The organism is Rhodanobacter sp. Root179 (genome assembly GCF_001428465.1).
GTDB lineage: Bacteria > Pseudomonadota > Gammaproteobacteria > Xanthomonadales > Rhodanobacteraceae > Rhodanobacter.
The window spans coordinates 1-24,177 of sequence record NZ_LMHR01000035.1 but is presented as its reverse complement, the minus strand read 5'-3'; the positions used below and the strand labels follow the sequence as shown (position 1 = coordinate 24,177).

General features: G+C 68.5%; 21 protein-coding genes. 8 read left to right on the top strand and 13 right to left on the bottom strand.

Going from position 1 to position 24,177, the window contains the following annotated elements; all coding sequences use genetic code 11:
• Positions 1-48: 48 nt before the first annotated feature.
• The 5 genes from ASD82_RS01620 to ASD82_RS01600 form a co-directional block, all read right to left on the bottom strand.
• Complete coding sequence (locus ASD82_RS01620) at positions 49-582, bottom strand: hypothetical protein (protein ID WP_056714477.1); 534 nt, start codon at positions 580-582, stop codon at positions 49-51.
• Between the two features lie 37 nt (positions 583-619).
• Positions 620-922, bottom strand: a complete 303-nt coding sequence (locus ASD82_RS01615) for a LysM peptidoglycan-binding domain-containing protein (RefSeq protein ID WP_056714474.1) — start codon at positions 920-922, stop codon at positions 620-622.
• Between the two features lie 170 nt (positions 923-1,092).
• Positions 1,093-4,233: an efflux RND transporter permease subunit gene (locus ASD82_RS01610; RefSeq protein ID WP_056714471.1), complete on the bottom strand. Its 3,141-nt coding sequence runs from the start codon at positions 4,231-4,233 to the stop codon at positions 1,093-1,095.
• A gap of 203 nt (positions 4,234-4,436) precedes the next feature.
• The gene (locus ASD82_RS01605) at positions 4,437-7,676 is read right to left on the bottom strand and encodes an efflux RND transporter permease subunit (RefSeq protein ID WP_056714467.1); all 3,240 of its coding nucleotides are present in this window, start codon (positions 7,674-7,676) and stop codon (positions 4,437-4,439) included.
• A gap of 101 nt (positions 7,677-7,777) precedes the next feature.
• Complete coding sequence (locus ASD82_RS01600) at positions 7,778-9,031, bottom strand: efflux RND transporter periplasmic adaptor subunit (protein ID WP_056714487.1); 1,254 nt, start codon at positions 9,029-9,031, stop codon at positions 7,778-7,780.
• 473 nt (positions 9,032-9,504) lie between these two features.
• On the opposite strand from ASD82_RS01600, the gene ASD82_RS01595 reads away from it, so the two are divergent.
• Positions 9,505-10,026, top strand: coding sequence for a c-type cytochrome (locus ASD82_RS01595; RefSeq protein ID WP_056714464.1), 522 nt, complete (start codon positions 9,505-9,507; stop codon positions 10,024-10,026).
• Positions 10,027-10,315: 289 nt separating this feature from the next.
• Here the strand turns inward: ASD82_RS01595 and ASD82_RS01590 are convergent, their stop codons facing one another.
• Positions 10,316-10,906, bottom strand: coding sequence for an ACP phosphodiesterase (locus ASD82_RS01590; protein WP_056714462.1), 591 nt, complete (start codon positions 10,904-10,906; stop codon positions 10,316-10,318).
• Between the two features lie 48 nt (positions 10,907-10,954).
• Between ASD82_RS01590 and ASD82_RS01585 the strand changes: the two genes are divergently transcribed.
• Together ASD82_RS01585 and zapE are read left to right on the top strand one after the other, a co-directional pair.
• Positions 10,955-11,644 (top strand): alpha/beta fold hydrolase, encoded by a 690-nt coding sequence (locus ASD82_RS01585; RefSeq protein ID WP_056714459.1) that lies wholly within the window; start codon positions 10,955-10,957, stop codon positions 11,642-11,644.
• Positions 11,645-11,678: 34 nt separating this feature from the next.
• Positions 11,679-12,800, top strand: coding sequence for a cell division protein ZapE (gene zapE / locus ASD82_RS01580; RefSeq protein WP_056714455.1), 1,122 nt, complete (start codon positions 11,679-11,681; stop codon positions 12,798-12,800).
• Positions 12,801-12,815: 15 nt separating this feature from the next.
• On the opposite strand, the gene ASD82_RS01575 is transcribed toward zapE, so the two are convergent.
• From ASD82_RS01575 to gpmA, 3 genes are all read right to left on the bottom strand, one after another.
• On the bottom strand, positions 12,816-13,358 hold the full coding sequence (locus ASD82_RS01575) for a hypothetical protein (RefSeq protein WP_056714483.1): 543 nt from the start codon (positions 13,356-13,358) through the stop codon (positions 12,816-12,818).
• Between the two features lie 96 nt (positions 13,359-13,454).
• The gene (locus ASD82_RS01570) at positions 13,455-13,826 is read right to left on the bottom strand and encodes a cupin domain-containing protein (protein WP_056714452.1); all 372 of its coding nucleotides are present in this window, start codon (positions 13,824-13,826) and stop codon (positions 13,455-13,457) included.
• A 2-nt stretch (positions 13,827-13,828) separates the two neighbouring features.
• On the bottom strand, positions 13,829-14,572 hold the full coding sequence (gpmA, locus tag ASD82_RS01565) for a 2,3-diphosphoglycerate-dependent phosphoglycerate mutase (protein WP_056714450.1): 744 nt from the start codon (positions 14,570-14,572) through the stop codon (positions 13,829-13,831).
• A 146-nt stretch (positions 14,573-14,718) separates the two neighbouring features.
• Between gpmA and ASD82_RS01560 the strand changes: the two genes are divergently transcribed.
• Complete coding sequence (locus ASD82_RS01560) at positions 14,719-15,378, top strand: hypothetical protein (RefSeq protein WP_056714448.1); 660 nt, start codon at positions 14,719-14,721, stop codon at positions 15,376-15,378.
• Between the two features lie 10 nt (positions 15,379-15,388).
• Here ASD82_RS01560 and hemF read toward each other — a convergent pair whose 3' ends face one another.
• On the bottom strand, positions 15,389-16,294 hold the full coding sequence (gene hemF, locus ASD82_RS01555) for an oxygen-dependent coproporphyrinogen oxidase (RefSeq protein ID WP_056714445.1): 906 nt from the start codon (positions 16,292-16,294) through the stop codon (positions 15,389-15,391).
• 113 nt (positions 16,295-16,407) lie between these two features.
• Positions 16,408-17,112 carry a YdcF family protein gene (locus tag ASD82_RS01550; RefSeq protein WP_056714442.1) on the bottom strand — a complete coding sequence of 235 codons (705 nt, stop codon included), beginning with the start codon at positions 17,110-17,112 and terminating at the stop codon, positions 16,408-16,410.
• A gap of 136 nt (positions 17,113-17,248) precedes the next feature.
• Here ASD82_RS01550 and ASD82_RS01545 point away from each other — a divergent pair, with 136 nt between their 5' ends.
• The 4 genes from ASD82_RS01545 to ASD82_RS01530 are packed head-to-tail and all read left to right on the top strand — an operon-like array spanning position 17,249 to position 21,607.
• The gene (locus ASD82_RS01545) at positions 17,249-18,454 is read left to right on the top strand and encodes a beta-ketoacyl-[acyl-carrier-protein] synthase family protein (protein WP_235580606.1); all 1,206 of its coding nucleotides are present in this window, start codon (positions 17,249-17,251) and stop codon (positions 18,452-18,454) included.
• The gene (locus ASD82_RS01540; RefSeq protein ID WP_056714438.1) at positions 18,451-19,242 is read left to right on the top strand and encodes a beta-ketoacyl synthase chain length factor; all 792 of its coding nucleotides are present in this window, start codon (positions 18,451-18,453) and stop codon (positions 19,240-19,242) included. The genes ASD82_RS01545 and ASD82_RS01540 overlap by 4 nt, the downstream gene beginning before the upstream one ends.
• Positions 19,239-19,997 carry a glycosyltransferase family 2 protein gene (locus tag ASD82_RS01535; RefSeq protein WP_056714436.1) on the top strand — a complete coding sequence of 253 codons (759 nt, stop codon included), beginning with the start codon at positions 19,239-19,241 and terminating at the stop codon, positions 19,995-19,997. Before ASD82_RS01540 ends, ASD82_RS01535 begins: the two co-directional genes overlap by 4 nt.
• A gap of 29 nt (positions 19,998-20,026) precedes the next feature.
• Positions 20,027-21,607: a tryptophan 7-halogenase gene (locus ASD82_RS01530; protein ID WP_056714433.1), complete on the top strand. Its 1,581-nt coding sequence runs from the start codon at positions 20,027-20,029 to the stop codon at positions 21,605-21,607.
• Between the two features lie 4 nt (positions 21,608-21,611).
• On the opposite strand, the gene fabG is transcribed toward ASD82_RS01530, so the two are convergent.
• Both fabG and ASD82_RS01520 read right to left on the bottom strand, forming a co-directional pair.
• Positions 21,612-22,349, bottom strand: a complete 738-nt coding sequence (gene fabG, locus ASD82_RS01525; protein ID WP_056714429.1) for a 3-oxoacyl-ACP reductase FabG — start codon at positions 22,347-22,349, stop codon at positions 21,612-21,614.
• Between the two features lie 49 nt (positions 22,350-22,398).
• Positions 22,399-24,177, bottom strand: a 1,779-nt coding sequence (locus ASD82_RS01520) for an autotransporter domain-containing protein (protein WP_056714426.1), incomplete at its 5' end; no start/stop codon positions are given.

The following is a 24,177-nucleotide window of genomic DNA, read 5'->3' as shown; positions in this document are numbered from 1 at the left end:
CGGGCGTGCGGCGCGTCGCGCCGCACGCCCGACACGGACCTCACCCGTTTACTTGACCGAGAAGTCCTTGCTGGCGACCGGCCGGCCGTCCAGCGAGATGTCCACCTTGTAGTTGCCGGCGGGGAAACCGCTCGGCTTGCTGATCATGAACACGGTGGTTTCCGGCCCGCTCGCATTCAGCGCCTTGCTGTCCTCATGCACGGTCTGGCCATCCTGGTAGGTCCACTTCGCGGCCAGCGTGCCGTTGCCGCTGCCCGTCGTATCGACCGACGCATAGATGCTGTCCTTCGGCGCGAACGAGTCGCCGCTGGCCGCGATCCGGTTGTTCGCGTCCACGCTGGAACCCAGCTGGACCGAGCTGAAGCTGATCGCCGCCGCGTTGCCGGTGTTGTCCATGCCCATGGCCGCGGTGCTGGCGGGGGCGGGCGCCATGGTGGTGGGCGGAGGCGCCGGCGCCGTGGCCGCGGGCGGTGGCGTGGCGGGAATCTGCGAGGCCGAATCGTCGGTCTTGCCGCAGCCGCCCAGCGCCAGCGCTGCGGCCAGTGATGCGGTGAGGATCAGGGGTTGGCGAGTCATCTTCATGGCATGTCTCCTGTTGCGGGGCTTGCGGTGTCGTTGCTCAGGGCTTCGCCGGAATTTTCAGCATCTGCCCGGCCTTGATGTGGTCCGGGTCGGTGAGCTGGTCACGGTTCGCATCGAAGATCGGCTTCCACGCATTGCCGTTGCCATAGAAATGCCTGGCTATCTTCGACAGGCTGTCGCCTGCCACCACTTCGTAGACTGTGGCTTCGTCGGCGGTCGAACTCACATGCGATTGCACGTCGCTGAAATCGGCCTTCGCCGCAGGCGGCATCTGCGCGGCCTGGCTGCGCACCTCGCTGCGCACGTCGGAGAAGTCCGGCTTGCCGGTTTCGTTGCCCATGGCGTTGTCTCCGTCTCTATTGAAGAGGGAGTCATAGGTAACGGTCGCCCGGTTAACGCCTTGTGAGTGCGTTGCCGAAGTGTTCAGCCTGGAAGCCGGTGCCGGGAGCGTCCCTGTTCAGGGCGACCAACGGCACGGTCGGGTGCCCGGACGACTCACGACGGCCGTCGTCACGCCCCCGCCAGCTGACGGCGGCGCCGCGCCAGCTGGCGCTCGCGTCGGCGCGCCGACCACGCCCTGCGCCGTTCGGCCAGGCAGGAGAAGATCACGTACAGCGCCGGGGTGCTCAGCAGGGTGAGGCTTTGCGAGATCAGCAGACCGCCGATCAGGGCGATGCCCAGCGGGCGGCGCAGTTCGCTGCCTTCGCCCAGGCCGATCGCGATGGGCAGCGCGGCGAGGATCGCCACCATCGTGGTCATCATGATCGGGCGGAAGCGCACGGTGCACGCCTCGCGCGCGGCTTCGAGCGGACTCTTGCCGTGCTCGCGTTCGGCGACCAGGGCGAAGTCGATCATCATGATCGCGTTCTTCTTGACGATGCCGATCAACAGCACCAGCGCGATCTGCGCCACCACCGACAATTCGGTGCCGGTCAGCCACAACGCCAGCAGCGCGCCGACGCCGGCGGCCGGCAGGGTGGACAGGATGGTCACCGGGTGGATCAGGTTTTCGTACAGCATGCCGAGCACGATGTAGACGGTCAGCACCGCAGCCAGGATCAGCCAGCCCATGCCGCTCTGCGATTGCTCGAAGCGCCGGAAGTTGCCGCCCATCTGCACCTTGATGTCGCCGGGCATGCGCATGTTCTGCACGGTGCCCTGGATGATCCCCATCGCCTCGCCCATGCTGACGCCGGGCGCGAGGTTGAAGCTGAGGTCCATCGTGCTGTACTGGTTTTCGTGGGTGATCTGCGATGGCGCCAGCCCCGGCTCCTGCCGGGTGAAGGCGGTGATCGGAATCATCCTGCCGCTGCTGGAGGCGACGTAGATGCGGTTCAGCGCATCGGGCGTGGCGGTCTGGTCGGGCAGCGCGTTGACCACCACCTTGTACTGGTTGATGTCGGAGTAGATCGTGCTGACCTGGCGCTGGCCGAAGGCGTCGTAGAGCGCGCCGTCGATCGCGCCGATCGACACGCCCAGGCGCGCGGCCTTGTCGCGGTCGATCACCATGTTCTGGCGCAGGCCCGCTTCGTCGACGTCGGTGCCCACGTCGCTGAGCTTGGGATTCTTCTTCAGCTCGGCCTGCAGCTTCGGCAGCCATTCCTGCAGGCTGGCCTGGTCGTTGCCCTGCAGTGAAACCTGGTACTGGGCGCCCTGGCTGGTGCCGCCACCGCCGCCGCTGGGCAGGTCCTGCACCGGGCGCAGGCGCAGGTTGAGGTCGGGATACTTGGCCGCCTTGGCGCTGAGTCGCGCCAGCACGGTGAAGGTGTCGTCCTTGCGACCCTGCGCCCGGGTCTTCAGGTCGATGTTGAACGAGCCGCTGGTGCCCTGTCGGCTGCTGCCCAGGCGCGAGCCCACGGTGGCCACGTCGGGATCGGCCATCAGCATCGCGGTCAGCCGTTCCAGCCGCTGCTTGCTCTCGGCGAAGGAGACCGTGGCGCTGGAACTGGCGCGGCCCCAGATCAGGCCGGTGTCCTGCTGCGGGAACAAGCCGGTCTTGACCACGCCGAACAGGAAGAAGGTGGCCACGATCAGCGCCAGCGGCGTCAGCGCGAACAGCAGCGCGTGCCGCAGCGAGAAGTTCAGCGCGCGGGTGTAGACCCGCAGCATGCCGGCGTGGAAACCGTCCAGCGAACGCGCCAGTCGCGACGGCGCTGCCGCCTTGTGCGCGTCATGCCCGCTGAGGAAGCGCCCGCACAGCGCCGGCGTGAGGGTCAGCGAGACCAGCGCGGAAACCACGATCGCCGACACCAGGGTCACCGCGAATTCGTGCATGAACATGCCGGTGACGCCGCCGGCGAACAGCAGCGGGATGAACACCGCGATCAGCGAGGCGGTGATCGACACGATGGTGAAGCCGATTTCGCGGGCGCCGGCGAGGGTGGCCTGCATCCGCGTCATGCCGTTGTCGATGTGGCGGATGATGTTCTCGATCACCACGATCGCGTCGTCGACCACGAAGCCGATCGCGATCACCAGCGCCAGCAGGGTGAGGTTGTTCAGGGTGTAGCCGAGGATGTACATCACCACGAACGCGCCGGCCAGCGACAGCGGCACGGCTGCCGCCGCGATCAGCGTGGGCGCCAGCCGGCGCAGGAACAGCGCCATCGTGAGGATCACCATCGCCAGCGAGATCAGCAAGGTGGCCTGCACCTCGTGCAGCGAGGCGCGGATGGTCGGCGTGCCGTCGAAGAACGGGGTGAGTTCGGTGCCCGGCTGCAGGTAGGCGCGCAGGGTCGGCAACTGGTCCTTGACCAGGTCCACCGTGGCGATCACGTTGGCGTCGGCCTTCTTGTAGACGTACATCAGCACCGCCGGCTTGCCGCGGAACCAGGCCGCCTGGTACGCGTCCTGCTGGCCGGCATAGACCTTGGCCACGTCGGACAGCCGCACCGGCGTGCCATTGCGGTTGGCGATGACCAGCTGGGCGAATTCGTCGGCGCTGTGCATCTGCGTGGTGGCGCTGATCGCCATGGTGGTCTTGCCGTTGGACAGGAAGCCCTCCGGCGAGGTGACGTTGGCCGCGCTCAGCGCGTTGCGCAGCTGGTCCGGCGACAAGCCCATCGCGTTCAGCGCGCGCAGGTTCACGTCGACGCGGATCGCCGGCGTGGCGGCGCCGGCGATCTCCACCGACGACACGCCGGGCAACTGGCGCAGGCGCTGGGCCAGCAGCGAGTCGGCCGCGTTGTAGAGGTCGGCGGCGGACTGGGTGTCGGAGGTCATCGCCAGCGCGATGATCGGATCGTCGTTCGGGTTGGCCTTCTGGTAGCCCGGTGCGCCGTTGAGGCCGCTGGGCAGGTCCGGCGCCGCCGAGTTGATCGCCGCCTGCACGTCGCGCGCGGCCGCGTCCAGGTCGGTGCCGTTCTGGAACATCATGAAGACGAAGGTGCTGCCCTCGGAGCTGGACGAGCGCATCGTCTCGATGCCGGGCACCTGGCCCAGGTGGCGCTCCAGCGGCGCGGCCACGGTGGACGCCATGGTGCTGGCGTCGGCGCCGGCCTGGCTGGCCTGCACGAAGATCGCGGGGAACTGCATGTTCGGCAGCGCCGCCACGCCGAGCAGGAAGTAGCAGATCATGCCGCCCACGAACAGGCCGATCGCCAGCAGCGAGGTGCCGATCGGGCGACGGATGAAGGTGCCGGAGATGTTCATGGGATCAACGTGAGCAGGGGATGGGCGGGGTATCGCAGATGACGCGTGAACGAATCATCCCACCCTCAACGTCCTAGTCGCCAAAAGGTTGATCGGAACGACTCCCGCCGAAGAGCGACCCCACCCCAACCCTCCCTTGCGAGCAGGGGAGGGAACACGGCGCACAGCTCTATCCTGCCTTGCGCAGGAGGGGTATCGAAGGATCACGCCGCGTGGCTGGCCTGATGGCGAGCCAGCGCACGCTGCTCGCGACGGGCGGCGAGCCAGTCGGAGAAGCGCTCCATGTACAGATAGATCACCGGCGTGGTGTACAGCGTGACCAGCTGCGACAGCAGCAGGCCGCCCACGATGGCCACGCCCAGCGGCCGGCGCAGCTCGGAACCGATGCCGTTGCCCAGCGCGAGCGGCAGCGCGCCCAGCATGGCCGCGGCGGTGGTCATCATGATCGGGCGGAAACGCAGCAGGCAGGCGCGATGGATCGCCTCGCGCGCATTGAGGCCGGTGCGACGCGCCTCGATCGCGAAGTCGATCATCATGATCGCGTTCTTCTTGACGATGCCGATCAAGAGCACGATGCCGACGATGCCGTCCACCGACAGGCTCATGCCGCACAGGATCAGCGCCAGCAGCGCGCCCACGCCGGCCGGCGGCAGGGTGGAGATGATCGTCAGCGGGTGGATGTAGCTCTCGTACAGCACGCCCAGCACGATGTAGATCACCACGATCGCGGCCAGCAGCAGCAACACTTCGTCACCCAGCGAAGAGGTGAACTCGGCGGCCTTGCCGACGAACTCGCCGCGCACTTGGGGCGGGAAGTTCAGTTGCGCCTCGACCTGGTGGATCGCCGCCACGGCGTCGGACAGCGAATAACCCGGCGCCACGTTGAAGGCCAGGGTCACCGCCGGCAGCTGCTGCTGGTGACTGACCACCAGCGGTGCGCTGGTGACTTCGGCGGTGACCAGCGAGGACAGCGGGATGCTGCCGCCGCCACCGATCTGGAAACCCACGTTGCCGGTGTTGCCGATGCCCGAGGGCGTGGCCGAATTGCTGGATTTCAGCTGGCCAAAGCTGGTCGCGGTGCTGCCGACGAGCGCGCCGCTGCCGTTGCCGCGCACGGTCAGCTTGGTCAGCAGGTCGTCGCTGGTGCGGAACTCCGGCGCCACTTCCAGCACCACGCGATACTGGTTGAGCTGGGTGAAGATGGTCGAGATCTGGCGCTGGCCGAACGCGTCGTACAAGGTGTCGTCGATGCTCTGCACCGGCACGCCGAGGCGGCTGGCCTTCTCGCGGTCGATGGTGAGCTTCAGTGCATTGCCGTTGTCGGCAAGGTTGTTGTCGACGTCGGCCAGTTCCGGCCGCTGGCGCATCGCCTCGGTCATCTGGTTGGCGTAGCCGGCCAGTTCGGACGCGCTGACGTCGGACATCGAATACTGGTATTCGGTGGCGGCCACGCGGCTGTCCAGGGTCACGTCCTGCACCGGCTTCAGGTACAGCGCCACGCCCGGGATATTGGCCACCGCCTGCTGCAGGCGCGGCAGCAGCTCGTCCAGGCCGTCGCGGTCGCCGCGGTCCTTCAGCACGATGCTGAGCTGGCCCTGGTTGAGCGTGGGGTTGATCGTGCCGGCGCCGATGAAGGCGGCCACGCCGGCCACGGCCGGATCCTTGCGCAGCGCTTCGGCGACCGCCTTGGTGCGGCCTTCCATCTGCGGGAAGGCGATGTTGTCGTCGGCCTGCACCACGCCGGTGATCAGGCCGGTGTCCTGCTCGGGCAGCAGGCCTTTCGGGATCACCACGTACAGGAACACGGTGAGCACCACCGCGGCGCCGGCCACCAGGATGGTCAGGCGCTGATGGTCGAGCACCCAGTCCAGCGAGCTTTCGTACACCGCCACGGTGCGCGACCACACGGTGCGCTTGCCGGCCGCCGCATGATGCTCGTGGGCGTCGTCGCCTTCGGGCAGCTGATCCGGCTTGAGCAGGTAGGCGCACATCATCGGGGTCAGCGTCAGCGACACCAGCATCGAGATGGTCACCGCGATGGTCAGCACCCAGGCGAATTCGTGGAACAGCCGGCCGGTGACGCCGGGCATCAGCAGCAGCGGCAGGAACACCGCCACCAGCGACACGGTCAGCGACAGCACGGTGAAGCCGATCTCCTTCGCGCCGATCTCGGCCGCCTCCTTGCCGCTCTTGCCCTTTTCGATGTAGCGCACGATGTTCTCGATCATCACGATCGCATCGTCCACCACGAAACCGGTGGCCACGGTAAGCGCCATCAGCGACAGGTTGTCCAGCGACATGCCGGTGAACGCCATCACGCCGAACGTGCCCATCAGTGACAGCGGCACCGCCGTGGCGGGAATGATGGTGGCCCACAGCCGGCGCAGGAACACGAAGATCACGCCGATCACGAGGAACACGGTGAGGATCAGGGTGAACTCGACGTCGTGCACTGAGGCGCGGATGGTTACCGTGCGGTCGGCGAACACGTCCAGGTGCACGTCGGCCGGCAGCGCATTGCGCAGTTCGGGTAACACGTTGCGGATCTGCTGCACCGTCTGCACGATGTTGGCGCCGGGCTGGCGGCGCACGTCCAGCAGCACCGCCGGCTTGCCGTTGGCCCACGCGGCGAGCTGGTCGTTCTCGACGCCGTCGACCACCTTGGCCACGTCGGACAGCCGCACCGGCGAGTTGTTCTTGTAGCTGATGATGGTGTTCTTGTACTCGGCGGCATCACTCAACTGGTCGTTGGTGCCGATGGAGTAGCTCTGCGTCTTGCCGTTCAAGGTGCCCTTGGGCGCATTGACGTTGGCCTGGGTCAACGCGCTGCGCACGTCTTCCATGGTCAGGCCGAGATTGGACAGCTGCGCCGGATTCACCTGCACGCGCACCGCCGGCCGCACGTTGCCGGCGATCGAGACCAGGCCCACGCCCTGCACCTGCGACAGCTTCTGCGCAATGATCGAGTCGGCCAGGTCGTTCACGTCGCGCAGCTGGCGGCTGTCGGAGGTGAGCTTCAGGGTGAGGATCGGCGCATCGGCCGGGTTGACCCGGTTGTACACCGGTGGATACGGCAGGTTGCCCGGCAGGGTGCCCTTGGCCTGGTTGATCGCCGCCTGCACGTCCTGGGCGGCGATGTCGATGTCGCGACCCATCGAGAACTGCAGGATGATCGTGGACAGCCCGGCGGACGAGTCCGAACTCATCATGGTCAGGCCGGAGATCTGCCCCAGGTTGCGTTCCAGCGGCGTGGTGATCAGCGAGGCCATGGTGTTGGCGCTGGCGCCCGGGTACTGCGTGCTGACCACCAGGCTCGGCGCCTCGATTTCCGGCAGCGCCGACACCGGCAGCTGGCGGTAGCCCAGGATGCCGAGCAGCAGCACCGCCACCATCAGCAGCGAGGTGGCGATCGGTCGGCGAATGAAGAGGGTCGAGAATCCCATGGCTATCCGTAACGTCTAAAGTGCGGTTTCAGCCGCGATCATGGCTGGCGCGCGGCCGCAGCCGCGCAACTTCGGGTGTCGCGGCGGCGCAGGCTGGCTGCTCAGCCGTGACGGCGACCACCGCCCTTGCTGTTCTGCTTGGCCTTTTCCATTTCGGTGGCAGTCGGCACCGCCGGCACTTCGCCCGGCTTCAGCGCGTTGACCTTGCTGCCGGGCTTCAGCCGGAACTGGCCCTCGGTGACGACGCGGTCGCCGGCCTTGAGGCCGCTGCCGATCATCACGTGGCTGTCGCCCACTTCGCCGGCCACCACCACCGCCTGCATCTTGACCGTGCTGTCGCCCTGCACCTGGTAGACATAGTCGCCGTCCGGCCCGCGCTGCACCGCCTGCGCCGGGATCACCAGGCCGCCATCGACGGTGTTGACCAGCAGTTGCACGTTGACGAACTGGCCCGGCCAGAGTTCGTTCTTCGCGTTCGGGAATTCGGACTTCAGGCGGAACGTGCCGGTGGTGGTATCGATCTGGTTGTCGATCACCTTGAGCACGCCGCCGCTGGCGATCGGATGGGCATCGGTGCGATCCAGCGCGGTCACCTGCAGCGCGGCGGCGTCCTTCCCGGCGGCGCTGCGCACCATGTCCAGGTTCTGCTCGGGCAGGGTGAACATCACGTTGATCGGGTGCAGCTGGGTCAGCGTCACGATCGTGCTCGAGGTGGTCACCACGTTGCCCGGGTCCACGCCGCGGATGCCAGCCAGGCCATCGATCGGCGAAATCACCCTGGTGTAGTTCAACTGCACCTGCGCATCACGCAGGCTGGCCGCATCGGCGGACACGGCGGCCTGGTACTGGGCGGCGGTGTTGCGCAAGGTGTCCAGGTCCTGCTTGGAGATGTAGCCCTTGGCGGCCAGGTCCTGGCTGCGTGCCAGGTTGCTCTTGGCCGTGTCGAACATGGCCTGGTCCTGGCGCTGGCGCGCCACGGCCTGGTCATAGGCCGCCTGGTAGGTGCGCGGGTCGATCTGTGCCAGCACCTGGCCCTTCTTCACCGGCTGGCCCTCGGTGAACTCGAGGCTCAGCAACTGGCCGCCGACCTGCGGGCTCACGCTGACCGTGTTGAGCGCCTGCACCGTGCCCAGTGCGGTCAGGTAGACCGGCACGTTCTGCTTGACCACGGGCACCACGGTCACCGGCACCGGCGGCGTCTCGTTCTTGCCATCCTTGCCGCCACGGTCCTTGCCGGCCGCCTGGGCCGAGGACGCGGGGCCGGCCGGAGCAGGCTTGTGCAGCAGACGGAACCCCAGCGCCGCCACCACGATCACGGCGATGACGATCAACGCGATCTTCCAAAAACGCGACATGTAAAACTCCTGGATTGAACGGTGCGGCCATGCGACACGCAGCAGCGTGACATGCATCTGCCGCCTGGCGGTGCTTTCAGATTGCGCCGACGGACGACTCTTGAGGTGAAAGCATAGGGGCAGTTCAACGAAAATGAACAATGCCGGTTGACATGGGTGCGCCATGACCGATGGCAGGGTAACGGCCTTCGCGCGGGGTTGCGCCCGGTTTTCGCCGACCCCGTTCACGGGGTCCGTCGTCACCGGAGCCTGAAACTTGCCGCGCGCTTCGTTTATAATCTCCGACTGGTTGCCTGTCCGATCCCCGAACCCGGGCCGGGGGCAAGCTTGATCAGCGTCGCGCACTCATGGACCACCCTGCGTGGAGGTGTTCATGATCTGGTGTGACAGCAACAGGCAATCGAGGCAGGTCGGGGCCGCCATGGTGGCGTTCCGCCGTGCCCACTGAAAGGAGTACGTGCGTGAGCGGTTCCATGAGCAAGGCGGACCACAGCGTCCTGCGCCAGTTTTCGATCATGATCGGCGGGCTCGCCGTGTTGACGGTCGTGCTGATCTTCGCGGCGCTGGCCATCCATGAGCACGAGCCCAAGGAAACCAACCCGGAGCAGCCGGCCCGGGTGGCCGCGCGGATCGCCCCGGCTGGCGCCGTCTACGCCGGCAACACCGGCCGTGCCGCGATGCAGGCCGCCGCCGATGCCGCCGCCAAGGCCGCTGCCTCGCAGGTGGCCTACGGTGGCACCACCGACGGCAAGGCGATCTTCGATCACCTGTGCACCAGCTGCCACACCTCCGGCGTCGCCGGCGCGCCCAAGGTGGGCGACAAGGCCGCCTGGGGTCCGCGCCTGGCCGAAGGCATCGACGTGCTGGTCAAGCACGCGATCGAGGGTTACCACGGCCCCGACGGCAACTTCATGCCGCCCAAGGGCGGCAACCCGGCGCTCACCGACGAACAGGTCACCAACGCGGTGCACTGGATCGCTGATCAGGCGAAGTAAAACTTCGCCTGATCCAACAAGCTGTCTGCAAACGCCGCCTTCGGGCGGCGTTTTCGTGCGCCCCTTCCCCTGCAAAGCAGGGGGAGGTTGGGAGGGGGTCGCTTTTGAGCTAGGCGACCCCGCCCGATCCAAAAAAGCCGTATTCAAACGCCGCCCTCGGGCGGCGTTTTCGTTCGCCCCTTCCCCCGTGGGGGAAGGTTGGGATGGGGAGCCTCGGAGTGCGGGGAAGATCAAAAGCACCCCACCCCAACCCTCCCCTGCCTTGCAGGGGAGGGAGCAAGGGCCTCAGTCAGCGTGCCTCCTCCACCCACTCCCGCGCGAACCTCTGCAACTCGGGAAAGAACGCCTCGAAGCACCGCTGCAGTTCCGCCTCCCGTTCCACCAGCACCGGCAGCGCCGAATCCAGCGGGTTGGCCCGGCTCAGGCGCTGCCCGATGCCCGCCAGGGCCTGGCCCAGCACGGCGCGATCGGCATAGCCGGCGGGCAGCTGGTGGAAATCCATGTAACCGCGGAAGCGCCGCAGGGCCGGGGGCAGCAGCGCATCGCCACGCCACAGCAGGGCGCGCAGCGCGTCGGAATACGGCAACAGGGGCTGCCCGCTCCAGCGCGGGAAGTCGCGCGCCAGGCAATGGTCGAACCACATGTCGAGCAGGATGCCCGCGTACCGGCGATAAGGCGACGGCAGCAGGGCCTTGGCCGCCAGCACCTCCGGGTGGGCGTCGGTATGGACGTCGATCGCGCGATGCAGGCGGATTCCGGTGATCACCCGGGGCGCGTACAGCGCCGGGTCCGGCTGCCCGTGAACGAAATCGCCGAGCATGCCGCCCAGCTGCAGGTCCTCGTCGTCACCGGCCAGCAGGGCGTGCGCCAGATGGTTCACCGGCGGCTTCCGCGGCAGGCGAGCCGATCGGCGGTTATCATCGTGCGCATGAATCCCACCGAACTCCCCGCCGAACCGGCCACCTTTCCCGATGTCGCCGCCAGTTTCATGCTCGACGGCCCGGTCGGCAAGCTGGAAACCATCAGCGATGTCGCCGAGCCGGCCTGCGCGCGCCGTGGCGTGGCGGTGATCTGCCATCCGCTGACCGTGGAAGGCGGCACCATGCACAACAAGGTGGTGACCATGGCCGAACGCGCCTTGCGCGAATCGGGACTGGACACGGTGCGCTTCAATTTCCGCGGCGCGGGCAATTCCGCCGGCGAGTTCGATCGGGGCGATGGCGAAAGCGAAGACCTGGCCGCCGTGGTGGCCTGGGTACGTCAGCGGCGGCCGCACGACGCCTTGTGGCTGTGCGGTTTCTCGTTCGGCAGCTACGTGACCCTCCGCAATGCGGTGAGGCTGCGCGCCGACGCGCTGGTGAGCATCGCCCCGCCAGTGGGCCGGCGGGAGTTCGGCCCGGTCACCCTGCCCACCTGCCCCTGGCTGGTGGTGCAAGGGGAAGCCGACGAGGTGGTCGATCCGCAGGCGGTGTTCGACTGGATCGACACGCTGGAGCACAAGCCCGAGCTGATCCGCATGCCCGACACCAGCCACTTCTTCCATCGCCGCCTGATGGACCTGCGCGGCGCGATCAAGCACGCCGTGCTGGGCTGGCTGCCGCCGCCGCGAAACGACTGAAACCTGCATCCCCACTTCACGACCTGTCCGCTCCATGAGTGAAAACCCCTCGCTCGCGCCCAGCGCGCGCTATCACGAAGGCGTCGCCGCGCACCGCTGGGAGTCCGACCCGACCCAGCTGGCGCTGCTGCCCGAGTTCGATCGCATGCACGCGGCGCTATGTGCCGCACCGGCCAGCGACAGCGGCCTGTTCGGCCGGCTGAAATCCCTGCTCGGCAACGACGAGCCACCCGCGCCGGTACCGGGCCTGTACCTGTGGGGCACGGTGGGCCGCGGCAAGACCTTCCTGATGGACCTGTTCGCCGCCAGCCTGCCGCATGGCGTGGTGCTGCGCCGGCACTTCCATCGCTTCATGGGCGAAGTGCACGACAGCCTGCGCCAGCTCGGCGAGCGGCAGAGCCCGCTGGTCGAGGTCGCCGCGGGTATCGCCGCACGCTGCCGGGTGCTGTGCCTGGACGAATTCCTGGTCAACGACATCGGCGACGCGATGATCCTGGCCAACCTGCTCGACGCGCTGTTCGAGCGCGGCGTCACCCTGGTCACCACCTCCAACACCGCGCCGTCGAACCTGTACCGGGACGGCTTGCAGCGCGCGCGTTTCCTGCCCGCGATCGCGCTGATCGAACGGCAATGCCACGTGGTGGAGATGGCCTCTTCGCGCGACTGGCGCCTGCGCGCGCTGACCCAGGCCTCGGTCTACCTGACGCCGCCGGGCGCCGAGGCGCATCGCACGCTGGAAAAGATCTTCGCCAGCCAGGCCGGTGACGAAGTGGAGCAGGATGGCCAACTGCGCATCAACGGCCGCGACATTCCCTTCGTCAAACGAGCCGACGGCGTGCTGTGGTTCGAGTTCGGCGCCTTGTGCGAAGGCCCGCGGGCGGTGGCCGACTACATCGCACTGGCCAAGGCCGGCCCGGCGATCATCATCTCCAACGTGCCGCAGTTCACCGTGTACAGCGAGGACGCGGCGAAGCGCTTCGTGCAATTGGTGGACGAGTTCTACGACCGCCACGTAAAACTGGTGCTGTCCGCCGCCGCGCCGATCACCGAGCTGTACGACGGCGAGCGGCTGCGCGCGGAATTCGGCCGCACCGAGTCGCGCCTGATCGAGATGCAGAGCGAGGAATACCTGGCCCTGCCGCATCGGCCGGAATGAACCGGCGCGCCCCCGTCACAGCGGGGTCGCGATGCCCGGATGGCTGCGCTGGAAACGCCGGTGATGGATCAGCAGGCCGGTGAAATACACGATGTAATAGCCCACCAGCAGGCCGATCACCAGCAGCGTCAACGGGGTCAGTGCCTGGCCCATCGGCTGCATCGCCGCGGAGCCGCCCGCTGTCGCCTGCATCTGCCACGTCTCGAACAGGCGCCAGGCCAGCCGGCCGAGCAGCAGGGCGGTGAGCAAGGCGCCGATCCACGGATTGGGCACGTAACAATCGCCCTTGACCGGGTCGATCTCGAAGCGGGTCAGGCGCAGGCCGACCAGGCCCACCGCGCCACCGATCAGGACGCCGCCCAGCAACCCTTCGGCCAGCGCCAGCCGCTGCAGTCCGCTGAGCGCCATCAGGCCGCCGAGAATCACGAAGATCACGATGCGGGCGATCATCCGCTTGCGCCGGATCGGCTGGCGGCCGAACTGCCGGCTCACGCGCTTCCAGACCATCCAGGCCAGCAACGGCAGCATGATCAGGTAACTGGTCAGATGGGCAGGCATGGGCATTCCGTTGGCAGGCGTCGACGGCAGCTTAATTCAGCCATGGTCCGGCTGACGACTGACGAATGTCACCCATCGGACAGGCCGTCGCACGGATCAGGCATCGCCCAGTTGCTGCGCGATCGAGCGCGTGCGCTCGGTGACCTGGTTGCCGGTATGCAGGGTCGACTTGCGTTCGATCAGCAGGATCAGGCATTCGGCCGCGGCCACCGGATTGTGGCGCGTGCCCTTGGGCACCACGAACAGCTCACCCTGCTCCAGTTCCATCGCACCGGTTTCCAGCTCGATGCGCAGCCGGCCGTCGAGCACCAGGAACAGCTCGTCCTCGTCGTCATGGCTGTGCCAGCCGAAGGTGCCCAGCAGCTTGGCCACCTTCAGATAACTGTCGTCCAGTTCGCCGATCACGCGCGGCGACCAGTATTCGACCAGTGCGGCCGCGGCAGCCTTCGGCGAGACGGCGGAGGACATGCCTACTTGGCCTTGCCCTGGTTGGCCACCGCGGCCATCTTCGCGGCGATCGCCGCGGCGTCGCCGAGATAGTAGTGGCGCAGTGGCTTCAGCTCGTCGTCGAATTCATAGACCAGCGGCACGCCGTTGGGGATGTTCAACTCGACGATCGCCTCGTCGGAGATGCCGTCCAGGTACTTCACCAGCGCCCGCAGCGAATTGCCGTGGGCGGCCACCAGCACGCGCTGGCCAGCGCGGATCGCCGGCGCCAGCACCTGGTGCCAGTACGGCAGCACGCGTTCCACGGTGTCCTTCAGGCATTCGGTGTCGGGAATGTCCTTCGGGTCGAGCTTCGCGTAGCGCGGATCATGCACCGACTCGTTGGCGGCGCGATCCAGCGGCGGCGGCGGGATGTCGTAGCTGCGGCGCCAGATCTTCACCTGGTCCTCGCCGTACTTCAGCGCGGTCTCGGCCTTGTTGAGGCCGGTGAGGCCGCCGTAGTGACGCTCGTTGAGGCGCCAGTCGGTGACCACCGGCAGCCACATCAAGCCCATCTCGTCCTGTACGCCCCACAACGTGCGCACCGCGCGCTTGAGCACCGAGGTATGCGCCACGTCGAAGCTGTAGCCGCCTTCGGTTAGCAGCCGGCCCGCCTCGCGCGCCTCGGCCATGCCCTGCTCGGTGAGATCGACGTCGGCCCAACCGCTGAAGCGGTTGTCGAGGTTCCACTGCGATTGGCCGTGGCGGATCAGGACGAGCTTGTGCATGGGATGCTCAACAGAAGGGAATAAAGCGGGAATGGTGCAGGCCGACTCCGCTGTCGTCAAACGCGGCCCCTGCCACAGGTCATGCTAAACCTGCCGACCGCGCGGGGCATCCTAATGCCGGTACCTACCCACTCAAGGAGATTGTCATGCGTCGATTCCCCACCCTTCTGATGTTCGGCACGCTGGCGCTGGGCCTGCCGCTGCTGGCGGCCGCGCACGACGGCGACATCGACAAGGTCAACGGCGCGGTGCGGGTGGAAGCCGGCCAGCAGGCGGGTGACGTCAGCACGGTCAACGGCGCGGTCCACGTCGGCGACAACGCCGTGGTGAAGGAAGCCAGCACCGTCAACGGCGCGGTCGAACTGGGCGCGAAGGCGCAGGCCACCGAGCTGGGCACCGTCAATGGCTCGATCAGCCTGGCCAGCGGCAGCCGGGTCAGCGGCAAGGTGGATGCGGTCAACGGCGCGATCCGTCTGGATCAGGGCGCCGACGTCGGCGGCCGGGTGGAGAACGTCAACGGCGCGATCGTGCTGGACGCCGCCCACGTCGCCGGCGGCATCGGCACCGTTTCGGGCGACATCACCGTGGGCGCGAACTCGCGCGTCGAGGGCGGCATCCTGGTCGACAAGAGCCACAGCTGGTTCAGCGGCAACAGTCACACGCCGGTGGTGGTGATCGGCCCGCACGCGGTGGTGCAGGGCACGCTGGAGTTCAAGCGCGAGGTGGTGCTGAAGGTCAGCGACAGCGCGCAGATCGGCCCGGTGAAGGGCGCCACGGCGGTGAAGTTCAGCGGCGCCACGCCGTAATTCGCGGGGCCTACAGCCAGTCGCGCGGCTTCAGGTAGGTGGCCAGTTCCGCTTCGGCGGAACCGGCTTCCGGCGCGTACGCATACTCGAAGCGCACCCGCGGCGGCAGGCTCATCAGGATCGATTCGGTGCGCCCGCCGGACTGCAGGCCGAACAGGGTGCCGCGGTCGTAGACCAGGTTGAACTCCACGTAGCGGCCGCGCCGGTACAGCTGGAATTCGCGCTCGCGCTCGCCGTACGGCGTGGCCTTGCGGCGTTCCACGATCGGCAGGTAGGCGTCGAGGAAGCCCTGGCCCACGTCCCTGGTGAAGTCGAGGCAGCGCTCGAAGCCGCCTTCGTTGAGATCGTCGTAGAACAGCCCGCCCACGCCGCGGGTCTCGTCGCGATGCTTCAGGTAGAAATATTCGTCGCACCACTGCTTGTAGCGCGGATAGACGTCCGCGCCGTAGGGCTGGCACAGGTCGCGCGCCACCGTGTGCCAGTGGCGCACGTCTTCGTCCACCGGATAGAACGGGGTGAGGTCGAAGCCGCCGCCGAACCACCACACCGGTTCCACGCCGTCCTTGCTGGCCTCGAAGTAGCGCACGTTGGCGTGGGTGGTCGGCACGTGCGGGTTCTTCGGATGCAGCACCAGCGACACGCCGGTGGCGACGAAACTGCCGCCGGCCAGCTCCGGCCGATGCGCGGTGGCGCTGGGCGGCAGCTTGTGCCCGGACACGCGCGAGAAATTCACCCCGGCCTGCTCGAACACCGCGCCGTCGCGCAGCACCCGGGTGCGCCCGCCGCCGCCTTCGGCGCGGGTCCACGCGTCTTCCTCGAAACGTGCGCCGCCATCGACCTGTTCGATCGCGCGGCAGATGCGGTCCTGCAGTTCGCGCAGGAAGGTTTCGGCACGGCCGGCTTGCTGGTTGCTCATCACGGGACTCGTTGCGGTAAGGCGATCAGCTTAGCAAGTGCGATCCGCGCGGGCGCTGCGACGCGGCGCCGCGGACACCTGCGCTGGATCAGGGCGCGCGCGGCGCGCGCATGTCAGCTCAGCCGCTCGGCCATCCGCCGGTTGCCGGTCAGCGCGGCCCAGCGCGCACCGACGTCGATCCACATCAGGTAGCTGGCCTCGATCAGCAGGCGGCCAAGCGTGCGTGGCCGCAGCGAAAGCGTGGACTCGGCGGCGACCGGCTGTCCGTCGAAGCCCAGCCGCCTGGCCAGCATGCCGCAGCGCGCAAGGTGGTAGCGACTGGTCAGCAGGGCCACCGGCGGCAGCTCGCCGGTGGCCGAGTCGATCCGCAACAACTGGCGCGCGTGGCGCAGGTTCTCCAGCGAGTCCACCGAATCCTGTTCCAGTTCCATGCGCACGGCGCCAGCCAGGCCATGTCGCCGCAGCCAGTCCTCGCCGGCCGCCGCCTCGCTCTGCGTCCCGCCGCTGTAACCGCCCAGCAGCAGCAGGTGATCGGTGTGCCGCTGTTCGACCAGCGCCAGCGCGCGGCGCAGGCGCTGCCGGTAGTCCGCACCCGGCGCGTCGCGCACCAGCTGGCGACCAAACACCAGCACGATCATCCGCCGCGACGGCTGCAGCGGGCTGCGTGCGGCGACCCGGCAGACGTGGACCAGATAGCCCAGCCAGATCAGCCCCGCGCTGAGCACCAGGGTCAGCAAGGTCACCAGCGCCGCGCGTTGCACGTCGCGATCGCGCAGGTAGCGCCAGGGACTTCGGGAGGTCGGCGGATGGGCTTGCACGGGGGACCGGGGCGGCGGGAACGATGCGGCCTAGTTTCGCACGCCTGTTCGCGACATCTTCATGCCGTCGCCGTCACGCTCTGCGCTCGCATGCACAGGCTAGGCATTCCGCCGGGTCACCGTTAGGCTTTCGAAGATGCCCACCAAGATGACCCCTCTCGCCGTCACTGCCCATACCGCCACGTCGGCGCTGGGCAGCGGACTGGCCGCCCAGCTCGCTGCGCTGGAAAGTGCCCGCAGCGGCCTGCGCCCGAACGACATCAGCAGCGCGCCGCTGGCCTGCTGGATCGGCCGCGTGGACGGCGTGGAAGAGGTGCGCCTGCCGGCCAGCCTGCAGGTGTGGGATTGCCGCAACAACCGGCTGGCCTGGCTGGGCCTGAACCAGGATGGCTTCATGCAGAAGGTCGAGGCGGCACGCGCCCGTTACGGCGCGGCGCGCGTGGCCCTGCTGCTGGGCACCTCCACCGCCAGCATCGGCGCCACCGAGGAGGCCTATCGCCAGCTCGACGCCGACGGCGGCTTCAGCGACGACCGGCTCTATCCGCCGCTGCACGCGCCGCACTCGCTGACCGCGTTCGTGGCGGCGGCATTGCAGCTCGAGGGCCCCTGCCTCACCGTCTCCACCGCCTGCTCGTCCAGCGCCAAGGTGTTTGCCAGCGCCGAGCGCTTGATCCGCCTGGGCCTGGTCGACGCGGCCGTGGTCGGCGGCGTGGACAGCCTGTGCGACAGTGTGTTGTTCGGCTTCAATGCGCTGGAGCTGGTTTCGCGCGAGCCGTGCCGACCGTTCGATGCCGGCCGCAACGGCATCTCGATCGGCGAGGCGGCCGGCTTCGCCCTGCTCGAACGTGCCGCCGCTGCACCCGATGCCGTGCAGTTGCTCGGTTACGGCGAAGCCAGCGATGCCCACCACATGTCCACGCCGCACCCGCAAGGCCTCGGCGCCGAGCTGGCGCTGGACGATGCGCTGGCCCGCGCCGGCCTGTCCGCGGCACAGGTCGACTACATCAACCTGCACGGCACCGCCAGCCAGAAGAACGACGAGGTGGAAGCGGCGCTGGTGGCGCGGGCGTTCCCCGCCCGCACGCGGGCCAGCTCGACCAAGGGCTACACCGGCCACACGCTGGGCGCCGCCGGCATCGTCGAGGCCGCCATCGCGATGCAGGCGATCGAACACGGCCTGATTCCCGGCAACCTCGGCGGCGACACGCCCGACCCGGCCTGCGGGGCGCAGTTTGCCTGGCGCAACGAACGGCAGACGGTCGACGTGGCGCTCAGCAATTCGTTCGGCTTCGGCGGCAACAACGCCTGCCTCGCCTTTGCCCGCGCAGGATTCGGCGCATGAGCGGGCTGGATGTCTGGGTCGACGGCGTCGGCGTGTGGTCGTCGCAGCTGGCCGACTTCGCCGCCCTGCGCGAGATGCTCGCCGGCCGCCCGCCGGAACCGCCGCCGCGCCGGCCCGCGGCCGCCACCCTGCCCGCCAACGAACGCCGCCGCGCACCGGAAAGCGTGCTGCTGGCAGTGGAGGTCGCCGGCCAGGCGGTGGCGATGAGCGGCCAGGATGCGGCCGGCGTCGCCTGCGTATTCGCTTCCTCGCACGGCGACCAGGCGATCACCGATTACATGTGCGCCACGCTGGCCCAGGTGCCGACCGAGCTGTCGCCGATCCGCTTCCACAACTCGGTGCACAACGCCGCGGTGGGCTACTGGACCATCGCCACCGGCTGCCACGCGCCCTCCACCGCGATCGCGGCACAACGCGCCAGCTTTGGCGCCGGCCTGCTCGAGGCGGTCAGCCAGGTGTGCAGCGAGCAGCGCCCGGTGCTGCTGGTGTGCAGCGATTTCATCGGCACCGGCCCGTTGCTCGAAGTAACCGCCTGCACGCAACCGTTCGGCAGCGCCCTGCTGCTGACGCCGACCCGCAGCCCGCGCAGCCTGGCCCGGCTGCGGCTGACGCTGACAACCGCGGCGGCTTCGAGCACACTCGACGAACCGCTGGCCGGCTGGCGCCAGGCCAACCCTTCGGCCGCCGCGCTGCCGTTGCTGGCACGGCTGGCGCTGGGCGATGGCAGCTGCCATGTCGAGGCGGCCGCGCAACTGGGATTGCAGATCGACATGGAGAACGTCGCTTGAACACCGTCAACCCGCGCTGGTGCGTGCTGATTCCCTGCCTCAACGAAGAGGCCGCGATCCAGTCGGTGGTCGAATCCGTGCTGGCGCTCGGTGCACCGGTGATCGTGATCGACGACGGCTCCGACGACCGCACGCCGGACATCGTCGCCACGCTGCCGGTGACCCTGCTGCGCCACGAGCAGCGCAAGGGCAAGGGCGAAGCGCTGCGCCACGGCTTCCGCGAGGCGATGAAGCTCGGCTACGACGCCGTGCTCACGATGGACGGCGACGGCCAGCACCTGGCCGCCGACATTCCGCATATCGTGGCCGCGGCGACGAAGTACCCGCAACACATCGTGATCGGCGCGCGCCTGCTGGACAAGGAACAGCAGCCGAAGGGTCGCCGCCGCGCCAACGCGGTGGCCGACTGGGGCATTTCCTGGGCCTGCGCGCAACCGATCGCCGACACCCAGAGCGGCCAGCGCTGGTATCCCCGCGCCGCGCTGGAACTGGTCGACCTGCCGGCGGAGAACTTCGTGTTCGAGGCGGCAATCCTGATCGCCGCCTCGCGCGAGAAGCAGCTGGGCGTGGTCTCGGTGCCGATCGCCTCGCGCTATCACGGCAATTTCCGCCCCAGCCACCTGAAGCCGGTGCGCGACGTCACCCGCATCACCACCTACACGATCGGCCGCGTGGTCCATTACGGCAGGATCGTGGCCAGCTACCGTCGTTCGCGCGCCGCGCCGATCCTTTTCGAGGGCGGTACGACGCACTGAGTTTCCGCGCCACCCACGGAGTGCATCGCATGAGCCGGACGGAGCACGAAGCGGTCATCCTCGGTGGCGGTCTGGCCGGCCTCTGCCTGGCGCTGCAACTGCGCGGCGAATTCCCTGACATGGACATCCTGGTGCTGGAGCGCAACCGTCATCCGCTGCCGGTGGCCGCGCACAAGGTCGGCGAATCCACGGTGGAGATCGGCGCGCACTACTTCGACCACACGCTGGGCCTGCGCGAACACCTCGATGCCGAGCACATCCGCAAGTTCGGCCTGCGCTACTTCTTCTCCGAAGGGCGCGACGACATCCAGAACACCACCGAACTGGGCGTGAGCCGGGTGCTGCCGATCCCCAGCTACCAGCTCGACCGGGGCATCTTCGAGAACTTCCTGGGCGAGGAGGCGCGCCGACGCGGCATCGACTTTCGCGACGGCGCCACGGTCAGGGGTTTCAGCCTGGGCGAACATGGCGGCGCGCACGAGGTGCGCTTCACCGACGACAAGGGCGAACACACCGTCGCCGCGCGCTGGCTGCTCGACGCCTCCGGTCGCGCCGGCCTGCTGCGCCGCCGGCTGCAACTGACCGTGGACAACGGCCACCACGCCAACGCAGTGTGGTTCCGTATGGATACTCGACTGGACATCGGCCGCTGGAGCGACGACGCCGAATGGGGCGCGCGCTGCACGCCGGCCGAGCGCTGGCGCTCGACCAATCACCTGATGGGCGCCGGCTACTGGGCGTGGCTGATCCCGCTGGGCTCGGGCGCGCATTCGGTGGGCATCGTCTGCGACGCGGCGATGCATCCGCTGGACGGCATGCGCGATTTCGAACACGCGCTGCGATGGCTGCAGGAAAAGCAGCCGGCGATGGGGCGCGCGATCGCCGCCGAGCGCGATCGCCTGCTCGACTTCCGCTTCCTGCGCGACTACTCGTTCAGCAGCAGCCGGCTGTTCAACGCCGATCGCTGGGCGCTCACCGGCGAAGCGGGCAGCTTCCTCGATCCGTTCTACTCGCCCGGCAGCGACTTCATCGCGATCAGCAACACCTACATCACCGGGCTGATCGGTCATGACCGCGCCGGCCACAACCTCGCGCCCTACGCGCACTTCTACGAAAAGCTCTACCTCTCCTTCTACGACAGCACGCTGACCCTGTTCCGCGACCAGTACCCGCTGTTCGGCAACCCCGAGGTGCTGTCGGCCAAGGTGATCTGGGATTACGCGTACTACTGGGGCGTGCTGTGCCAGCTGGTATTCCAGCAGCGGCTCACCGACCTGGCGTTCCTGGGCGAAATGCGCGCGGAGCTGGAACAGGCGCAGGCGCTGAACACCCGCATGCAATCGCTGTTCCGCCACTGGCACGCCGCCGCCGGCGGCCACAGCCGGCGCGAGATGCTCGACCAGTGCGCGCTGGCGTGGTTCAGCGACCTCAATGCGACCCTGCACGATCCGCTCGACGAAGCCGGTGTCCGCGCCCGCCTGCGCGACAACGTGCGCAAGCTCGACGGCGTGGCCGATGCGCTGGTGCTGCAGGCCAGCGCCAGCGACCCGCGCCTGCACGCACCGATGTCGGGCCAGCCGCGCCCGCCGCTGTTCAGGGCGATGGCGTAGCCGGTCAGCCCATCCCGCCGTTGACCCCGATCACCTGGCCGTTGATGTAGGCGGCCGCGTCCGAGCACAGGAAGGCGACCAGGGCGGCGACTTCCTCCGGCTTGCCCGCGCGCTGCGCCGGTACCACCTCGCGGATGCGCTCGGGCGGAAACGCCGCGTCGGCCATGCGGCCCTCAATCACGCCGGGTGCCACCACGTTGACGGTGATGCCGCGCGAAGCCATCTCGCGCGCCAGCGACTTGCTGGCGCCGTGCAGCGCGGCTTTCGCGGCCGCGTAGTTGGTCTGTCCCCGGTTGCCCAGCTGGGCGGCCACCGAGCTGACCGACACGATGCGGCCGAAGCGTTGCCGCGCCATCGGCAGCAGCAGCGGCTGGGTCACGTGGAAGAAGCCGTGCAGCGAGACATCGATCACCCGATGCCACTGCTCGTCGCTCATGCCGGCCATCGGCGCGTCGTCATGGATGCCGGCGTTGTTGATCACCGCGTGGATCGGCCCTTCGGCCAGCAGCGTGTCGAGCGCGGCGCGGGTCACCTCGGCGTCGGCGACGTTGAATGCCAGTGCCTGCGCACGGCCGCCCGCGGCGACGATCGCGGCCGCGGTGTCCTCGGCGCGGGTCAGGCTGTGGTGGCCGTGCACGATCACCTGCCAGCCGGCCGCGGCCAGCGCCTGGCAGATCGCGCCACCGAGTTCGCCGCTGCCGCCGGTGACCAGCGCGCGGCGCAGACTCGCAGGTTCGCTCATGACTTTCGTCCGCTCAAAAGCGCGAGTCTAGCGCAGCGCGTGGCCCCCTTCAGAAAGTCACTTGCAGGGTCATCCGCACGGCATGGTCGCTTTCACGACCGGCCAGCACGCCGTCATATCCGGCACGCAGGCGGGTGTGCCGGGACAAGCCGGCGTCGATGCCGAGCTGCACCAGCGCGGCATTCGCCCGCAGCGGCACGCCGCTGACGGTGAAGCGTTCGCCATCGGCGAAGCGCTGCTGCGCCAGCGGCACCAGGTCGCCGAATGCGTGTCGCCAGCCGAGCGTGGCGTACAGCGACACCGGCGTCGCGGCGCTGTCCGCCAGTTGCCACAGGCCGCGCACGCCGAGCGTGCCGAGGCTGACCTCGGTGGTTTCGCCCGCGCTGCGCAAGGCGGTGATGTTGCCTCGCTCATCGACCTGGCCGGTGTATGCCGCCACGTGCGCCAGGTTCACGAACGGCTGCACGCTGCCGTGCGCGCCGGTGTAGCGGTAGCCGCCTTCGAGATACGCCTGGCGGGTACGCCCGTGGTAGTCGGCGCGCAAGGTCCCCGGCAACACGGCATCGACGTGGCGCGTGCTGCGGATGTCGTGCCAGCTTTCGGCCACGCCGCCATCCAGCGACCAGCCGTTCCAGCGGCCGCCGGCGTACATGCCCAGGTGCCGGTTCTTCACGTAGGCCGAGCTGTCGAGCGCGGTGACGTCCAGCGCATCCTGGCCTTCGCCGGCGGTGATGCCGGCACGCAGCCAGTCGCCGATCGGCGCATCCACGCCGAGCAGGATGCCGCTGCCATGGCCCTGCATCGATGATGCATTGCCGTCGCCATCGGCGTGGCCGGAATGATTCCAGCCGTGCACCCAGACCGAACCCGCGCTGGTGCCGACGGCGCGGGCATCATCCTGCGCGGTGTCCGCGCGATGCAGGCGGTCGCCCATCGCCTCGCGCACGAAGCGGCTGTCCTGCAGCAGCGCGGTGCGGGTCGAGGCCAGCGATTCGCCCGACCACTGGCCGAGTGCCGCGCGGGTGGTGGTCACGTCCTGGCTCAGCAAGCCGTCGTACAGCCCGCCGCCACCCTGGTGTTCCACCGCATTGCCGGTGGCGCACTGGTTGGCGGTGACCGTCACCGCGCAGAAATCGACGTCGTTGCGGCTCAGCGTCAGCTGCACCGCGTTGGCCAGGTAATCGAGCCTGGGATCGAGGAAGGCCAGCGTGGTGGTGACCGCGCCGAACTGGCCCTCGACACCGCCGGCGGCGGTGAGGATGGTGTAGGTGGTCTGCGTCGTGTAGCTGCCGTCGCTGGCCAGGTTCAGCACGGAACCGCCCTGCAGCGTGGCGTGTCCGGTCACGGCAAGCAGATCGCTGTGACCGGCTGCGTCGGTCTCCACTTCATAGGACGCGCCGCTGCGGATCGTCACGTCGCCACTGGCCGAAAGCGTGCCGATCGAATGACCCGGTGCCAGCGTGCCGGCCAGGTCCAGGTTGCCCAGCGTGCCGCTGCCCGACAGGCGCGTGCCGGCGTCCATGACCAGCGAACCGCCCAGCGTTCCGTCCACCGCCAGGCCGCCGGCCAGGACCTCGGCGTCGCCGCTGAAGGCGTGGTTGTCGCCGCTCAGGGTCAGGGTGCCGGCACCGGTCTTGCCCAGGCTGCCGCCACCGGAAAGGTCGTCGGCATAGCTGCCATCGACCGCCTGGTCGAATACCAGCGCGCCGTGATCGACGATGTCGCCCTGCACGCTGGCGGTGTCGCCGCGCAGCGTGCCGGCACCGATCGTGGTGCCGCCGGCGTAGCTGTTGGCACCGGTCAGGGTGAGCACGCCGGCGCCATCCTT

Excerpts from the sequence above, each read along its gene's own strand:
- fabG (WP_056714429.1), bottom strand. The coding sequence starts at position 22,349 with ATGAGCGAACCTGCGAGTCTGCGCCGCGCGCTGGTCACCGGCGGCAGC.
- ASD82_RS01615 (WP_056714474.1), bottom strand. The coding sequence starts at position 922 with ATGGGCAACGAAACCGGCAAGCCGGACTTCTCCGACGTGCGCAGCGAG.
- hemF (WP_056714445.1), bottom strand. The coding sequence starts at position 16,294 with ATGAGCAACCAGCAAGCCGGCCGTGCCGAAACCTTCCTGCGCGAACTG.
- ASD82_RS01605 (WP_056714467.1), bottom strand. The coding sequence starts at position 7,676 with ATGGGATTCTCGACCCTCTTCATTCGCCGACCGATCGCCACCTCGCTG.
- ASD82_RS01560 (WP_056714448.1), top strand. The coding sequence starts at position 14,719 with ATGCGTCGATTCCCCACCCTTCTGATGTTCGGCACGCTGGCGCTGGGC.
- ASD82_RS01610 (WP_056714471.1), bottom strand. The coding sequence starts at position 4,233 with ATGAACATCTCCGGCACCTTCATCCGTCGCCCGATCGGCACCTCGCTG.
- gpmA (WP_056714450.1), bottom strand. The coding sequence starts at position 14,572 with ATGCACAAGCTCGTCCTGATCCGCCACGGCCAATCGCAGTGGAACCTC.
- ASD82_RS01595 (WP_056714464.1), top strand. The coding sequence starts at position 9,505 with ATGAGCAAGGCGGACCACAGCGTCCTGCGCCAGTTTTCGATCATGATC.
- ASD82_RS01620 (WP_056714477.1), bottom strand. The coding sequence starts at position 582 with ATGAAGATGACTCGCCAACCCCTGATCCTCACCGCATCACTGGCCGCA.
- zapE (WP_056714455.1), top strand. The coding sequence starts at position 11,679 with ATGAGTGAAAACCCCTCGCTCGCGCCCAGCGCGCGCTATCACGAAGGC.
- ASD82_RS01540 (WP_056714438.1), top strand. The coding sequence starts at position 18,451 with ATGAGCGGGCTGGATGTCTGGGTCGACGGCGTCGGCGTGTGGTCGTCG.
- ASD82_RS01545 (WP_235580606.1), top strand. The coding sequence starts at position 17,249 with ATGCCCACCAAGATGACCCCTCTCGCCGTCACTGCCCATACCGCCACG.
- ASD82_RS01585 (WP_056714459.1), top strand. The coding sequence starts at position 10,955 with ATGAATCCCACCGAACTCCCCGCCGAACCGGCCACCTTTCCCGATGTC.
- ASD82_RS01575 (WP_056714483.1), bottom strand. The coding sequence starts at position 13,358 with ATGCCTGCCCATCTGACCAGTTACCTGATCATGCTGCCGTTGCTGGCC.
- ASD82_RS01530 (WP_056714433.1), top strand. The coding sequence starts at position 20,027 with ATGAGCCGGACGGAGCACGAAGCGGTCATCCTCGGTGGCGGTCTGGCC.
- ASD82_RS01600 (WP_056714487.1), bottom strand. The coding sequence starts at position 9,031 with ATGTCGCGTTTTTGGAAGATCGCGTTGATCGTCATCGCCGTGATCGTG.
- ASD82_RS01570 (WP_056714452.1), bottom strand. The coding sequence starts at position 13,826 with ATGTCCTCCGCCGTCTCGCCGAAGGCTGCCGCGGCCGCACTGGTCGAA.